Annotated in this window: 12 protein-coding genes; 7 read left to right on the top strand and 5 right to left on the bottom strand. The window is 75.2% G+C overall.

Annotated features, from left to right (window positions below):
- The first annotated feature begins 59 nt into the window (after positions 1-59).
- Genes Q5530_RS17495 through Q5530_RS17470 form a run of 6 tightly spaced genes read left to right on the top strand, consistent with a single transcriptional unit; the run spans position 60 to position 8,532 of the window.
- Positions 60-1,610, top strand: a complete 1,551-nt coding sequence (locus Q5530_RS17495; RefSeq protein ID WP_415363483.1) for an NAD(P)-binding domain-containing protein — start codon at positions 60-62, stop codon at positions 1,608-1,610.
- On the top strand, positions 1,597-3,054 hold the full coding sequence (locus Q5530_RS17490; RefSeq protein ID WP_415363480.1) for a class I adenylate-forming enzyme family protein: 1,458 nt from the start codon (positions 1,597-1,599) through the stop codon (positions 3,052-3,054). The genes Q5530_RS17495 and Q5530_RS17490 overlap by 14 nt, the downstream gene beginning before the upstream one ends.
- Before the next feature lie 10 nt (positions 3,055-3,064).
- Positions 3,065-4,648 carry an NAD(P)-binding domain-containing protein gene (locus tag Q5530_RS17485; RefSeq protein WP_415363478.1) on the top strand — a complete coding sequence of 528 codons (1,584 nt, stop codon included), beginning with the start codon at positions 3,065-3,067 and terminating at the stop codon, positions 4,646-4,648.
- A 31-nt stretch (positions 4,649-4,679) separates the two neighbouring features.
- Entirely contained in the window at positions 4,680-5,861 is a 1,182-nt protein-coding gene (locus tag Q5530_RS17480) for an alpha-hydroxy acid oxidase (RefSeq protein ID WP_415363476.1), read from the top strand.
- Positions 5,858-7,252 carry a cytochrome P450 gene (locus tag Q5530_RS17475; RefSeq protein ID WP_415363475.1) on the top strand — a complete coding sequence of 465 codons (1,395 nt, stop codon included), beginning with the start codon at positions 5,858-5,860 and terminating at the stop codon, positions 7,250-7,252. Before Q5530_RS17480 ends, Q5530_RS17475 begins: the two co-directional genes overlap by 4 nt.
- Entirely contained in the window at positions 7,249-8,532 is a 1,284-nt protein-coding gene (locus Q5530_RS17470) for a cation:proton antiporter (protein ID WP_415363473.1), read from the top strand. The genes Q5530_RS17475 and Q5530_RS17470 overlap by 4 nt, the downstream gene beginning before the upstream one ends.
- Before the next feature lie 277 nt (positions 8,533-8,809).
- Here Q5530_RS17470 and Q5530_RS17465 read toward each other — a convergent pair whose 3' ends face one another.
- A complete protein-coding gene (locus tag Q5530_RS17465) occupies positions 8,810-9,178 on the bottom strand; it encodes an STAS domain-containing protein (protein ID WP_415363472.1) in 369 nt (122 codons plus the stop codon).
- A gap of 151 nt (positions 9,179-9,329) precedes the next feature.
- On the opposite strand from Q5530_RS17465, the gene Q5530_RS17460 reads away from it, so the two are divergent.
- Positions 9,330-9,638 carry a zinc-ribbon domain-containing protein gene (locus Q5530_RS17460; RefSeq protein ID WP_415363470.1) on the top strand — a complete coding sequence of 103 codons (309 nt, stop codon included), beginning with the start codon at positions 9,330-9,332 and terminating at the stop codon, positions 9,636-9,638.
- 120 nt (positions 9,639-9,758) lie between these two features.
- On the opposite strand, the gene Q5530_RS17455 is transcribed toward Q5530_RS17460, so the two are convergent.
- From Q5530_RS17455 to Q5530_RS17440, 4 genes are all read right to left on the bottom strand, one after another.
- A complete protein-coding gene (locus Q5530_RS17455; RefSeq protein WP_415363468.1) occupies positions 9,759-11,342 on the bottom strand; it encodes an MFS transporter in 1,584 nt (527 codons plus the stop codon).
- A gap of 69 nt (positions 11,343-11,411) precedes the next feature.
- A complete protein-coding gene (locus Q5530_RS17450) occupies positions 11,412-12,929 on the bottom strand; it encodes an FAD-dependent oxidoreductase (RefSeq protein ID WP_415363466.1) in 1,518 nt (505 codons plus the stop codon).
- A gap of 4 nt (positions 12,930-12,933) precedes the next feature.
- Complete coding sequence (locus Q5530_RS17445; protein ID WP_415363464.1) at positions 12,934-13,845, bottom strand: AurF N-oxygenase family protein; 912 nt, start codon at positions 13,843-13,845, stop codon at positions 12,934-12,936.
- 303 nt (positions 13,846-14,148) lie between these two features.
- The gene (locus Q5530_RS17440) at positions 14,149-15,357 is read right to left on the bottom strand and encodes a cytochrome P450 family protein (protein WP_415363462.1); all 1,209 of its coding nucleotides are present in this window, start codon (positions 15,355-15,357) and stop codon (positions 14,149-14,151) included.
- Positions 15,358-15,482: the final 125 nt, after the last annotated feature.

The following is a 15,482-nucleotide window of genomic DNA, read 5'->3' as shown; positions in this document are numbered from 1 at the left end:
CGGAACGTAGGCGGCCGATCTCAGAGGGTTCTGAGATCGCGTCCGTAGCTTCCTGGCCCATGGCGCACGACTACCTGATCATCGGGGCCGGGCCCGCGGGGCTCCAGCTCGCCGCCCTGCTGGAGCGCGACGGCCGCGACTACGCCGTCCTCGAACGCGGCGCCGGGCCGGGCACGTTCTTCACCCGCTACCCGAGGCACCGCACGCTGATCTCGATCAACAAGGTGCACTCCGGGTTCGCCGACCCGGAGCAGCGGATGCGCGTGGACTGGAACTCGCTGCTGTCCGACGACCCGGAGCTGCTGTTCACCCGCTACAGCCCCCGGTACTTCCCCCACGCCGACGACCTGGTCCGCTACCTGGGCGACTTCGCCTCGGCCACCGGGGTGCGGGCGCACTACGGCGTGGAGGTCACCCGGATCTCCCTCGACGCCGACGGGTTCGCCGTGGTCGACGGCGACGGGCGGACGTGGCGGTCGGCGCGGCTCGTCGTGGCGACCGGGGTCTCCCGGCTGCACGTGCCGCCGATCCCGGGCATCGAGCACGCCGAGCGCTACGACACCTTCGACACCGACCCGGCGTCGTTCGCCGATCAGCGGGTGCTCGTCCTCGGCAAGGGCAACTCGGGGTTCGAGACCGCCGACTCGCTGGTGGAGCACGCGGCGGTCATCCACGTGGCCGGCCCGAGCCCGGTGCGGCTGGCCTGGCAGACGCACTACGTCGGGCACCTGCGCGCGGTGAACAACAACTTCCTCGACACCTACCAGCTCAAGTCGGAGAACGCGGTCCTGGACGGCGCGGTCGAGCTGATCGAACCCCGCCCCGGCGGCGGGTTCCGGGTGCTGCTCCGCTACGCCCGCGCGGCGCAGGCGCCGCGGGAGCTGGAGTACGACCGGGTCATCGCGTGCACCGGGTTCGGGTTCGACGCCTCGGTGTTCGACGACGGCTGCCGCCCGGCGCTGGTGATCGACGACCGGTTCCCCGAGCAGACGTCCGCGTTCGAGTCGACCACGGTGCCCGGCCTGTACTTCGCGGGCACGCTCACCCAGCAGCGCGACTTCAAGAAGTCCACCAGCGGCTTCATCCACGGCTTCCGCTACGGGGCCCGCGCCCTGCACCGCGTCCTCGCCGACCGGTACCACGGCGTCCCGTGGCCCTCGACCGCGCTGGACCCGTCACCGGAGGCGATCGGCGACGCGCTGGTGGCCAGGGTGAACCTGTCCTCCGCGCTGTGGCAGCAGTTCGCGGTCATGGGCGACGTGGTGACGGTCTCCGGCGGCACCGCGCGGTACCAGGAGGAGGTCCCGGTGGCCTACCTCGCCGACGGCGGGCTGGGACCGGCCGAGCACCGGTTCGTGGTGACGCTGGAGTACGGGCCGAACCACGACCAGGTGAACCCCTTCGACATCTCGGTCCCGCGCGTCGCGGAGAACGACGCCGAGAACGCCCACGAGGCGGGCTACCTGCACCCGGTGGTGCGCCACCACCGCGACGGCGTGCTCACCGCGACCCACCACCTGGCGGAGAACCTGGAGAACCGCTGGGACCTGCCCGAGGTGCACCGGCAGCCGCTCGTGGCGTTCGTGGAGGAGTGCCTTGCCGGCGCGTGACCCCGGGCCGTTCCCGGGCGGGGTGCTCGACGCGCTCGCCGCCGCCGCGGACCGGCCGGTGGTCGAGCACGGCGCCCGCGCGGTGACCGGCGCGGAGCTGCTGGACCTGGTCGGGCGGATCGCGGCCGGGCTGCGGGAGGCGGGGCTCGGCCCGGGGAGCGGCGTCGCCCTCCTGCTGGGGGTCACGCCGGAGGCGTTCGCGGTCGTCCTCGCCGCCCACGCGGTGGGGGCCAGGGTGGTGGGCGTGCGGCCGGGGCTGCCGGACGCGCAGCTGCGCCACCTCCTCGGCCTCGACATCGCCGCGGTGGTCACCGACTCGGGCGAGCGCCACGCCCCGCGCACGCTCACCGTCGACGCGCTGTGCGCGACCCGCGCCGACGGCGGTCCGCCGCGCCCGGCCGGCCGGCCCGGGGACGTCGCCCGGCTGATCCACACCAGCGGCAGCACGGGGATGCCCAAGGCGTGCGCGCAGACCTACGCCGCGATGACGGCGGCGTGGGCCGCGCGACCGGCCGAGTGGCCGCCCGTGATCCGCGAGCTGGCGCCCCGGCTCGACCGCCACCTGGTGTTCGGGACGCTGTCGAGCCAGGTGGTGTTCGAGTACGCGGTGCTGGCCGTCGTCGCCGGCGGCACCGCGGTCGTCGCCGATCGGCCCGAGCTGCCCGACGCGATCCCCCGCCACCGCGCCTCGTCCAGCGTGATCACCGTGCCGCGCCTGGCGAAGCTCGTCGCCGCGCAGCGCCGCGACCCGGCCGACCTGTCCTCGCTGCGCGCGCTGGTGGTGTCCGGGTCGCCCCTGACCGCCGCCCGGCACCGCGAGGCGCTGGAGGTGCTCGGCCCGGTCGTGTTCCACGGCTACGGGCAGACCGAGACCGGGATGATCTCCATGGCCGGCCCCGCCGACCCGCCGGGTTCGGTGGGGGTCCCGCCCCCGGCGGTGGACGTGGAGGTCCGCGACGAGCGCGGCGCCCCGGTCCCGGTCGGGGTCGACGGGGAGCTGTTCGTCCGCACCCCGGCCCAGGCCGGTTCGTACTGGGCCGACCAGGAGCGGTCGGCCGAGGTGTTCACCGGCGGCTGGGTGCGCACCCGCGACCTGGGCCGGTTCGACCCGGACGGCCGGCTGCACCTGACCGGGCGGACCCGGGACGTGGTGATCGTCAACGCGAACCTGCACCACGTCGGCCCGATCGAGCGGGTGCTCGCCGAGCACCCGGACGTCGCCGAGGCGTACGTGGTCGCGGTGCCGGACGAGGACACCGGCGAGGCGGTGCACGCGTTCGTGGTGCCGACCGCCGGCCGGGAGCCCGACCCGGCGGCGCTGCGCGCGCTGGTGACCGACCGGCTGGGCGCGGCGTGCGCGCCGGCGCGCGTGACCGCGATCGCCGAACCACCGCTCGCCCCGAGCGGCAAGCCGGACAAGCGCCTGCTGTCCACCGAGACGTGAGGAGAAAGCAGTGTCCAGCGAGGTTTCGACGGAGTACCTGGTCATCGGCGCCGGCCCGGCGGGGTTGCAGGCGTCCTACCTGCTCTCCCGCGCCGGGCGGGACCACCTGGTGCTCGACGCCGGGGACGCGCCCGGCGCGTTCTTCACCCGCTTCCCCCGGCACCGCACCCTGATCTCCATCAACAAGGTGCACACCGGGTGGGACGACCCCGAGCTGAACCTGCGGACCGACTGGAACTCGCTGCTGTCCGACGAGCCGTCGCTGCTGTTCACCGGGTACACGCCGCGCTACTTCCCGAGCGCGGAGGACATGGTCCGCTACCTGGGCGACTTCGCCGCGAAGCACGACCTGCCGATCCGCTTCGGCACCAGGGTCGTGTCGGTGACCCGGCCGGACGACTTCGTGGCGCACGACCAGGACGGCAACACCTACCGGGCGCGGCGGCTCATCGTCGCCACCGGCGTGTCCAAGCCCCACGTGCCGCCGATCGAGGGGGTGGAGCACGCCGAGCGGTACGACGAGGTGTCGGTGGACCCCGCCGACTTCACCGGGCAGCGGGTGCTGATCATCGGTCGCGGCAACTCGGCGTTCGAGACCGCGGACAACCTCGTCGAGACCGCGGCGGTCATCCACGTGGCGGGCCCCGGCTCGCTGAAGCTGGCGTGGCAGACCCACTTCGTCGGCCACCTGCGCGCGGTCAACAACAACTTCCTCGACACCTACCAGCTCAAGTCGCAGAACGCCGTGCTGGACGGGCGGGTGCTGGCCGTCCGGCCCGACGGCGACGGGTTCCTGGTGCCGGTCAGCTTCGCGCGGGTCGACGAGCGGGTGAAGGAGATCCGCTACGACCGGGTGATCCTGGCGACCGGGTTCCGCTTCGACGCCTCGATCTTCGCGCCGGAGTGCCGGCCCCGGCTGACCATCAACGACCGCTTCCCGGACCAGACCCCGGCCTGGGAGTCGGTGAACGTGCCCGACCTGTTCTTCGCCGGCACCATCACGCAGGCCCGGGACTTCAAGAAGTCGACCAGCGGGTTCATCCACGGCTTCCGGTACGGGGTGCGGGCGCTGCACCGCGTCCTCGAACACCGCTACCACGGCGTGCCCTGGCCGACCCTCGACCTGGACCCCACCCCCGCGGCGGTGGTCGACGCCGTCGTGGCGCGGGTGAACCGCACCTCCGCGCTGTGGCAGATGTTCGCGTTCCTGGCCGACACCGTGCTGGTCGGGCCGGACGGGACCACCCGCTACGCCGAGGAGGTGCCGGTGGACCACCTGCACGAGGCGGTCGGGCGGGGCGACTTCGGCGAGGTCGACTCCTACCTGGCGGTGACGCTGGAGTACGGCGCGGACCACGACCGGGTCAACCCGTTCGACATCACCGCGGGCCGCACCTCGCAGCAGGACACCAGCGGGCTCGACGGCCGCTACCTGCACCCGGTGGTGCGGCACTTCCGCGCCGGCGAGCTGCTCGGCGAGCACCACCTCACCGAGAACCTGGAGAACGAGTGGGACAGCGAGGAGGTGCACCGCGCGCCGCTGCTGGAGTTCCTGCGCGCCCGGCTCGCGCCGACCGCCGCGGACGCGCCGTGAGCGGCGGCCCCGCGGTGAACGGGGCCCCGTCGTGAGCGGCGGCCCCTCGGTGAGCGGCGGCCCCACCGTGGGCGGCGGCCTCTCCACGAACGGCAACCCTGTCGTGGGCGGCGGCCCCACCGTGCACTGCGATCTCGCCGGGCTGCGCGAGCGGGCCCGCGCCGTGCTCGACCCGGCGCACTACGACTACTACGCGGGCGGGGTCGGGGACGAGGTCGTGCTCGGCGAGAACGAGGCGGCCTTCCGGCGGCTGGCCCTGCTGCCCCGGGTGCTGCGCGGCCGGGCGACCCGCGACCTGGCCGTCGACCTGCCCGGCGGGCGCCTCGCCCTGCCGGTGCTGGTCGCGCCGACCGCCTTCCACCGGCTGGCCCACCCCGACGGCGAGCTGGCCACGGCGCGGGCGGCCGCGGCGGCGGGGACGGTGCTGGTGTCCGGGGTGGCCTCGACGGTGGCGATCGCCGAGGTGGTGGCGGCGGCCCGGGAGGTGGACGCGGGCGCGGCGGTGTGGTTCCAGCTCTACCCGCACCCCGAGCACGACGTGACGGCGTGCCTGGTGCGGCGGGCGGAGCGGGCCGGCTGCACGGCCCTGGTGGTGACCGCCGACTCGCCGGTGTTCGGCCGGCACCGCCGCGACGCCGAGCACGGCTTCCACGACCTGCCGGAGGGGCTCGCGGCGGAGAACATGCGGGACCTGCCGGGCGGTCCGCCCGGGGGCACGCGGGACATCGCGATGTCGCCGGCGGTGTCGTGGGCGGACCTGGACCGGCTGCGGGCGCTGACGTCGCTCCCGGTGTGGCTCAAGGGGGTGCTCCACCCCCGGGACGCGGTGCTCGCGGTCGAGCACGGCGCGGCCGGGGTCGTCGTGTCCAACCACGGGGGCCGCCAGTGCGACCTGGTGCCCGCGGCGGTCGACGCCCTGCCCGCGGTGGTCGAGGCGGTCGCGGGCCGGGTGCCGGTGCTGCTCGACGGCGGGGTCCGGGGCGGCGGTGACGTCGCCGTGGCGCTCGCGCTCGGCGCGGCCGCCGTCGGCGTGGGCAGACCGGCGCTGTGGGGCCTGGCCGCGGCCGGCGAGGCCGGGGTGGCGCGGGTGCTCGACCTGCTGCGCGACGAGTTCGACCACGTCCTGGCGCTGTGCGGCGGCCGGGACCCGGCCGACCTCACCCGGGACCTGGTGGTGCCCCGGGGGACGGGGGTGTCCGCGCGGTGTGGGTGACCGGGTTGCTCGCCGCCGCGGCGGTGCTGACCGCGCCGCGCTGGCTGCCGGCGCGGGTGGTCGCCCTGCGCCGCAGGGTGTTCGAGGGGGTCAACGGGGACCACGCGATCACGTTCCCGAACGCGGAGTTCGGGCCCGACCGGTTCCTGGAGGTCTACGGCCACCCCGCCGCGAACGGCCGCAGCCGGGGCGCCGGGCTCTCGGACCTGTTCTGGTACTGGCTCTCCCCCGGCCCGGAGGTGCACCAGGAGCACCTGGAGGCGGGCCCGCGCTACGACGACGCGGCCCGCACGACGCGCGCCCTGCTGGCCGGGCCCGCCGACGCGCTGTCGGCCGCGGCGGCCCGCTGCGCCGGGCGGGTGCTCGACGAGCGGGCCGGCGGGCGGGCCACCCTGGTGCGGCTGCGCGACCTGATGGCGCCGGTGTGGGCGGAGTACTTCTACGAGCTGGTGTTCGGCGAGCCGTGCCCCCGCGCGGCGCGGGACCTGATCGTCGGGCACGCCGACGACGTGGCGAGCGCGCTGAAGTGCACCGGCCTGCGCCACCCCGCCCGGCGGGCCCGGCTGACCCGCTACCTCGCCCGGCGCGTCGCGGCCGGCGACGTGCGGCGACCGCTGCCCGCGAGCCTGTCCCCCGCCGAGCGGGTGCACTACCTCCAGGGCACCCTCTTCACCACCGGCGTGGTGCAGATGTCCGAGGCGATGGCCCACCTGCTGCTCGTGCTGGCCCACCACCCGGACGTGGCGGCCCGGCTCGCGGCCGACCCGGACGACGACCGCTACTTCGCGCACGTGCTCGACGAGACCTTCCGGCTCTACCCGCTGTTCGGCATCGCGCACCGCGTCACCACCGGGGACATCGCGCTCGACGAGCGCACCACCCTGCCCGCCGGGTCCGTGCTGTGCTTCAGCTACCCCGACTACCACGCCTCCGGCCACGACCGGCCGGAGGTGTTCGATCCCGACCGCTGGGACCGCGTCCCGGCCCGCGCCGCGCACCACATCCCGTTCGGGGTCGCCGCCAACCGGCCGTGCCCGGCGTGGCGGCTCTCGCCGCTGGCGCTGCGGGCCGCGACCGGGGAGGTGCTGCGGCGCTTCACGCTCCACTCCACCGCCGGCCACACCCGGTCGCTGCCGAACCGGGGCCCGTGCCTGCTCGTCCGGGTGGGCGAGCCGCTGCCGCCGCGCCACCTCGCCGTGCTCGGCGCGCTCCTGCGCGTGCGGGACCGGTGGGAGGACGTGTGGCGCAGCGTGGTCCAGCTCGTGCTCGGCACGGTCATGGTCCTGCACGCCCGCAGGCTGCGCCTGGCCGGGCGCTACTTCGACACCCGCGACGACCGGGGGTGCCCGGTGCCGCACCGACCGCCTCACACCCAGGAGATCCCCGAGTGAACCAGATCGAGTTCGCGTTGCGCGTGTTCGCCGCGCTGGCGGCGGTGCTGGCCGCGACGACCCTGTGCGGTCGCCTGGCCATGGCGGTCCGGCAGCCCAGGGTGGTCGGCGAGATGGTCGCCGGCGTCCTGCTCGGCCCCGCCCTGTTCGGCGCGGTCGCGCCCGGCGTGCAGGCCCAGCTCTTCCCCGCGGACGTGCGGGACGTCCTGTACGTGCTGAGCACCATCGGGCTGACGTTCTACATGTTCCTGGTCGGGTCCTCGCTCGACCACGGCCTGGCCGCCGGCCGGAACATGCGGCGGGCCGCGGTGCTCGCGGTGTCCGGCATCGTGCCGACCTTCGCGCTGGGCGCGGGCGCGGCGGCGCTGTTCTTCGGCTCGCTGAGCCCCTCCGGGACGAGCCTGTGGGTGTTCATGCTCTTCGTCGGCGGCGCGCTGTCGATCACCGCGTTCCCGATGCTGGCCCGGATCCTCCAGGAGCGCGGGATCGCCAACACCCCCATCGGCGGCCTGACCCTGGTCGCGGCCGCGATCGACGACGCGGCGGCGTGGGTCATCCTGGCCGTGATCATCGCCGTCGGTGCGGCGGGCAGCCCGCTCGACGCGCTGGACACCGTGGCGGGCGCGGCGGTGTTCGCGCTGCTGATGCTCACGGTGGGGCGCGCCCTGCTGGGCCGGCTGGGGCAGCGGGTGGAGCGCGAGGGCGGGATGAGCCGCGACGTGATGGCGCTGGTGCTGTTCGTCGTGCTGCTGGCGGGCTGGTTCACCGACTACATCGGCGTGTTCTCGGTGTTCGGCGGGTTCATCACCGGGTTGGCCATGCCGCAGTCGGCGGTGGTGCGGCGGGAGCTGGAGACCCGGCTCACCGACCTCAACTCGATCCTGCTGCTGCCGGTGTTCTTCGCGTTCAGCGGCCTGAACACGCAGGTGTCCGGCTTCGGCGCGGGCGGCGGGCTGTGGTTGCCGCTCGTGGTGGTCATGGCGGCCGCGTTCGCCGGCAAGTACCTGGGCTGCGCCGCGGTGGTGCGCGTCCAGGGCTTCTCCTGGCGCTACGCCTCGGCGGTCGGCGGGCTGATGAACGCGCGCGGGCTGATGATCCTGATCTTCATCAACATCGGCCTCGCGCACGGGATGGTGACGCCGGAGCTGTTCGCGATCCTCGTCGCGGTGGCGATCGTCACCACCGCCGCCGCGATGCCGATCTACCGGGCGTCCCTGCCCGACGGGATGGACCGGGAGGAGGTCGCGCCGTCGCCCGTGCCCCTGCCGAACCGGCGGTAGCCGGGGCGCGAGGAGTTCCGGGGGCGCGACCGATGGCCGCCGGCGACGCCACCGGGGTCGTCGAAGGCGCGGCGGCGGTGTTCCCGGGCACCGGGCGGACCCGCGCCTAGCCGGGGCGGCCGGTGGCGGTGCCGGACGGGTGACCCCGGCTTCCGGCGGGCAGGTGGCGGGGCGGGGCGGGGCCGGCGAGCAGGTCGCGGCGGCGTGCAGGTGGCGGCGTGCAGGTGGCGGCGGTCCGGTAGCGGCGGTCCGGTGGCGGCGGTCCGGTGGCGGCGGCTCAGGAAGGGGCGCCCAGGGCCGCCGTCAGGTCCGGGTAGAGGTCGAGCACCTGGTCCAGCCGGGCGGCGCGCAGCGCGCGCAGGGGGCTGCGCGCCGGGGCCACCACGCGCAGCGGGGTCCCCCGCACCTCCCCGAGCCGCTGGTGCTCCACCAGCAGCGCCATGCCGATCGAGGCGAAGAAGCCCACACCCGTCAGGTCGATCACCACGGGTCCGGACCCCGCCTCGCGGAAGGCGGCGGTCAGCTCGTCGCGGACCAGGGTGATGTTCGTGCCGTCCACCTCGCCGCGCACCTCCACCACGACCGCGCCGTCCCGGTGCTCGCGCCGGACCCGCAGCTGCTCGTCCCGGTGTTCTCCATCGGTCACCACATCGCCTCCCTCACGAACCGCGCCGGGGTGGCCGGACGGGTCCGGACGACCCGCCTCACGCATGGTCTTCCCCGCGCCGGCCGATCCCATGCGCGCGGCGCCGGACCGCGGCGCGCCCGGCCCTGTGCGACCCTGGAGGTCGGACGAGTTGACGAGGAGTGCGACGAACGTGGTGATCTTCGGTTTTCGGACCAAGGTCTTCGTCCTGGCGATGATGACCTTGTTGTGCCCCCGGTGCGGCAACCCGGCGGCACACCCCCTGCACAGGTCGGTCACGAAGTTCACGCTGTTCTTCATCCCGCTGTTCCCGGTCAAGAGCCGGTACACCACGCAGTGCACCTTCTGCGGCTTCACCAACCACCTGTCCAAGGACCAGGCCGGGCAGCTCCAGCAGGGGGGCGGCCAGTCCCTGCCGCCCCGGGGGTACGGCGCGAACCAGTACCCTCCCCGGATGTGACGTCCGACACCGCCCCGGTCCGCGTTTGGTCCACTGTGGACTGAAAGGGGTCGGGCGGGCCGGGTCAGGTCGAGCGCGGGAGGGACGTGCGGTGGGCCGGGGCCCGCGGACCAGCCGGCATCAGGGGCGGGGTGGCCGGGCCCACAGCAGGTGGCGGACCACCGGTTCCCCGTCGGCGAGGGCGCGGGCGGCGCGCTCCACCTCCACGTCCACCCCGGTGCCGCGCTCCAGGTGCTGGCGCAGGTGCTCCTGCCAGGTGGCGACGGTGAAGGTCTCCAGGAACAGCCCGGGGTCCTCGGAATCGCGGAACAGGCCCCACAGGGTCGCGCCGGTCCGCCGGCGGGACCGCTCGACCTTCCGCATCGCCTCCGCGAACTCGGCCGCCCGCTCCCCCGCCACGCGCCACCGCACGGTCACCAGCACCGGCCCGGCGTCGGCGTCCGCGTCGGCCACCTCGGGCGGCGCGTCCCACAGGCTCGCGGGCGAGGTGTCCAGCCCGCGGTCGGTCAGCGGCAGCCGGCGCGCCGCGACCAGCGCGACGAGCACCATCGCGACGGCCGGGGCGAGCAGCGCGGCCCGCACGTCCAGGGCCGAGGCGAGCGCGCCCCACACCACCGCGCCGAACGCCTGCCCGCCCATGAGCATCAGCTGGTAGTAGGCCAGGGCGCGGGCCCGCGTCCACGCCGGGAGCAGCACCTGGGCGGTGGCGTTGAGCGTGGACAGCACCGCGATCCACGCCGCGCCGACGACGAACATCGCCGGCACCGCCACCGCGACCACCCCGGTGAGCCCGGCCAGGGCGGTGGCCGCCGCGTACGCGCACGTCGCCAGGGTGACCAGCGGGTTCTTCCCGATCCGCCGCAGCAGGCGGGGCACCGCGAACGCCCCGCCGATCGCCCCGAGCCCGACGCAGCCCAGCAGCACCCCGTAGCCGCCCGCGTCGAGCCCCAGCGGGCCGCGGGCGAGCGCGGGCAGCAGCGCCCACAGGCCGCTGCCGAACACCACGAACAGCACGCACCGGGCCAGCACCCGGGCGAACAGCGGCGAGCTGCGGACGTACCGGGCGCCGGTCCGCACGGCGGTGGTCACGTGCTCGGCGCCCAGCGGGCGGTGGTCGGACGGCCGCCGCCACCGCCACAGCACCAGCAGCACGCCCAGGAACGACACGGCGTTGAACGCGAACGTCGCCTCGGGGCCGACCGCCGCGATCAGCACGCCGCCCAGGGCGGGCCCGATCGCGCGGCCGACGTTCATGTTCACGCCGTTGAGCAGCGCCGCCTGCGGGATCTCCTCGCGCGGCACCAGCTCGGGCTGGACGGCCTGGAAGGACGGCATGGTCAGCGCCTGACCCACGCCCATCAGGGCGATCATCGCCAGCAGCGTCACCGGGGTGGCCGCGCCGCTGCCGGCCAGCACCACCAGGGCCGCCGCGCCGACCAGCATCAGGCCCTGGCCGGCGATCAGCACCCGGCGCCGGTCCAGGATGTCCCCGATCGCGCCCGACGGCACCACCAGCAGGAACACCGGCAGGGTGGTGGCCGCCTGCACGAGCGCGACCTGGAGTTCGCTGCCGCCGAGGTCGCCCATGAACCACTGCGCGCCGACGGTCTGGGCCCAGGTGCCGATGTTGGACGCGAACTGGGCCAGCCACAGCGCGCGGTAGGTGGCGCGGCGCAGCGGCGACCACGCGGACGGGGCCGTCACCAGCCCGTTCCCGCTCGCCTCACCCGCGTCACCACCAGCAGGTACCTCCGCGCCGTGCCGTCAAACGCCTCAGGGCCGCCCGCGCAGGCGATCGACCAGCCCGGCCAGGAGCGGGCCCCGGCGGCGCGTGGGCAGCCGGCCGGCGACGGCGTCCGCGATGAGCGAGCCGACGGTCTCCCGCGAGCACGCCCTGTTCGCGCCGATGCCGCCGCTGGGCCCGCGCTTGGCCCAACCGACGACGTAGGTCCCGGCCAGGCCCTCGACCCGGCCCGCGCGGTGCGGGACGGTGCCGGTGACCTCGTCGAACGGCAGGCCGGGCAGCGGGGTGCCGCGGTAGCCGACGGCCCGGACGACCCGGCCCGCGGGGATCTCCACCTCGCCGTCGGGACCGGTGACGCGCAGGCCGCGCACCCCGGTGTCCCCGACGACCGCCACGGGCGCGGAGTGGAAGCGGAGCACGATGCGCCGCCGGTCCGCCGGGGGCGGCGCGGACCAGTCCACGACCTCCCGGGCGACGCCCTGGAGCAGGCCCGCCTTGTCCGCCGGCGCGGCGGCCGCGATCGTCCGGGCGGTGCGCTCGTCGTGCGCGTCGACCACCACCTCGACGCCGGCTCGCTCCAGCAGGGCGATCAGCTCGGGCCGGGTGCAGGCGGCGACGTCCGGGCCGCGGCGCCCGAGGAGCACGACCTCGCGGACCTCGCTCGACCGGAGCCGGGCCAGGGCGTGCGGGGCGGTGGAGGTGCCCTCCAGGTCGGCCGGGTCCGCGGTCAGCACGCGCGCGACGTCCAGCGCCACGTTGCCGGTGCCGACCACGACGACGCGCCCGGTGGACAGGTCGACCGCGTCCGCGGGCACGTCCGGGTGGCCGTTGTACCAGGCCACGACGGTCGTCGCGGCGAGGCTGCCGGGCAGGACCTCGCCGGGGACGCCCAGCGGGCGGGCCGCGGACGCGCCGACGGCGTAGACCACCGCGTCGTGCCGCGCGGCCAGCTCCTCGGCGGTGACGTCGCGGCCCACCTCGACGCCCAGCCGCAGGCGCAGCCGGGGGTGGGTGTGGAAGCGCGCGAACACCTCGCCGATCCTCTTGGTGGACGGGTGGTCGGGCGCCACGCCGTAGCGGACCAGGCCGCCCGCGACGGGCAGCCGGTCGATCAGGGTGACCCGGGCGTTGGTGTGCAGCAGCAGGTCCTCGACGGCGTACATGCCGGCGGGGCCGGTGCCCACGACCGCGACGTCCAGCGGCGCGAAGTCGGCCGGGACGGTGCGGCGGAACACCGGCGGGCCCCAGGCGTGGAAGTTCGGCGCGGGGTCGGCCGCCTCCTCGATCGGGTCCCGGTGCGCGTAGTGGTCCGCGTTGATCTTCGCGTAGGTCTTGAGCGGCCCGGTCAGGGCGTCCACCGGGAAGACCGCGTCGACCGGGCACGCGTCCGCGCACGCGCCGCAGTCGATGCACGTGCGCGGGTCCACGTAGAGCATCTCCGCGGTGCCGAAGTCGGGCTCGTCCGGCGTCGGGTGGATGCAGTTGACCGGGCAGACCGCGACGCAGGACGCGTCGCCGCAACAGGTCTGGGTGATCGCGAAGGCCATGGTGTCAGATGAGGTTCGCGCGCCGGTAGAACCAGGTCGAGGCCCTGGTCAGCAGGCCGGCCGAGGACAGGAACTCCATCAGGCCGGCGCAGCTGGAGCGCAGCATCGACCGGTGGTGCTCGTTGGCGCGGGCCTCGCGGACGGCGCGCTCCCGGTCCAACCCGGCGGTGGCGTATACCTGGTCGCTGACCATGCTGCGGACGATGGCGTAGGACGCGCCCGCCACGACGATCGCGTTGACCTGCCGGCGCAGCCACCCCGCGCCGCGGAGCCGCTCCCGGGTCTCCTCCCGGGCGAACTTCATGTGCCGGGACTCCTCGACCACGTGGATGTTGTTGATGGTGCGCACGAAGGGCACCACCCGCTCGTCGCGCATCCAGTCGCGCTGCATGACGTCGAGGACCTCCTCGGCGACCAGGATCGCCGCGTAGGCCGCCTCGCCGGAGGCGAGGGTCTTGAACGCGCGGCCCAGCTCGACCACCACGCGGCGCGGCCGGTACGCGGGGGCGCGCAGCTTCGCGGCGCCGCGGGCGAACATGATCGAGTGCCGGCACTCGTCGGCGATCTCGGTCAGCGCCCACTGGAACGCCGGGTCGGTCGGGTCCTTCGCGTAGAAGTCCCGCAGCACCATCTGCTGGAGGATCATCTCGAACCAGATCCCGGTGCTCGCCACTGACGCCGCCTCCTGGCGGGTCAGCTCGCGCTGCTGCTCCGGGGTCATCTCGTCCCAGTAGGACGTCCCGTAGAGGGTGCTCCACTCCGGGCTGGCGCCGTGGAAGTCGGTGTCGAGCGGGGTCTCCCAGTCGACCTCCCGGACGGGGTCGTAGGAGAGGGCCTCGGACGACTCCAGCAACCGGCGCGCGACGGCCTGGCGGTCGGACGCGCCCGCGTGGTCTTGGGTGTCGACGCTGGTCATGTGGGGGCTCCCTGATGACAAAGTAGCTGTTACCCGGAGTTACTGCTACCAACGGTAACAGACAGATACCCGCTTTCGCGAGCACCAAAACCGGGTGGCCGTGCGGGGCGCGCGTCGAGGAGGCGGGCCCTCCCCTCGCCGGGGTCGGCCGCGGTCGGCGCGGGCGGGAGCTGCTGGTGAACGCGTGCTCCGCGGCGTGCGTGGCGGCGCTGCCGGAACCGGTGCCCGGCTCCGTGTCGACGCCGCACACCGGCGGCCCGGACGTCGTCCGGCCGCCCGCCGGGTAGCGGGGCGCGTCGGCCGTCAGGCGCGGACGGGGTCGAGGACCACCGGGAGGGCGCGCCAGCCGGTGACCGTCAGCGAGCGCCGCGGCTGGAGGTCGTCGGCGGGGACGGTCCCGGTGTAGTGGGGGAAGCGGGCCAGCAGGTGCCGCAGGGCGATCTCACCCTCCAGCCGGGCCAGGGGCGCGCCGATGCAGAAGTGGAGGCCGTGGCCGAAGGCGAGGTGGCCGGTCGGGCGGTCGGCGTCGAAGGTGTCGGGGTCGGCGAAGCGGGCCGGGTCGCGGTTGGCCGCCGGGAGGCTGACCAGGACCACCTCCCCCTCGGGGATGGTGGTGCCGCCCACCCGCACCGGGGCCTTGGTGAACCTCGCCGTGGTCAGGGAGACCGGGCTGGTGAGGCGGAGCAGTTCGTCGACCGCGCGGGGGATCAGGTCCGGGTCCTCGACCAGGCGGGCCCGGGTGCGCTCGTCGCGCAGCAGCCACTCGGCGGCGGAGCCGATCAGGCCCGCGGTGGTCTCGTGGCCCGCCACCACCAGCAGCAGGCAGGTGCCGAGGAGCTCGGCCTCGGTGAGCCGGTCGCCGTCGTCGCTCGCGCGGGTCAGCGCGGACAGCAGGTCGTCGCCGGGGTCGGCGCGCTTCGCCGCGATCAGCTCGGTCAGGTAGGCGGTGATCTCCCCGGACGCGGTGAGCGCGGCGGCCGCCCCCGCCTCGCCCATCAGGTGCTGCGACCACGTCCGCATCGGCGCGCGACCGCTCTCCGGGACGCCCAGCAGCTCGCAGATCACCGTCATGGGCAGCGGGAACGCGAAGTGCTCGACCAGGTCGACCTCGACGTCCGAGGGCATCGCGTCGAGCAGGTCGGCGGTGAGCCGCTCGACCCTCGGGCGCAACTGCTCGACGCGGCGCCCGGTGAAGTCCTTGGCGAGCAGCTTGCGCAGCCGGGTGTGGTCGGGCGGGTCCATCACCAGCATGTTGCCCCGGTACAGCGCCGAGAGCCGCGGATCTCCCCCGGCGGCCTCCAGCTTCGCGGACATGATCTCCCCGAGGCGGCGGTGGTCCTTGGCCACGCGCTCGTCGGCCAGCACCGCCTTGGCGGCCTCGTGGTCGACGACCACCCACACCGGGAGCTTCGTCGGCAGCACGGCCCGGTGCACGGGCCCGTCCTCCCGCAACGCCCGCAGCGCCGGGTGCGGGTCGCGGAGGTAGGCGGGGCTGAAGAGGGCGTCGGTCATGCCGTGATCATGCCCGCCCGGGGGCGCGGTCCGGCAGGGCCCGGCCGTCACCGGTCCCCGGACGTCGGGGACCGGTGACGGGCCGCCGCACGTCGGCAACCGGTGGCGGCCCCGGGGCACCGGGA

The sequence above is a fragment of the Saccharothrix sp. BKS2 genome, assembly GCF_047689505.1.
GTDB classification, from domain to species: domain Bacteria; phylum Actinomycetota; class Actinomycetes; order Mycobacteriales; family Pseudonocardiaceae; genus Actinosynnema; species Actinosynnema lopnurensis.
The sequence above is the reverse complement of the archived record's forward strand: the minus strand, read 5'-3'. Positions and strand labels throughout refer to the sequence as shown.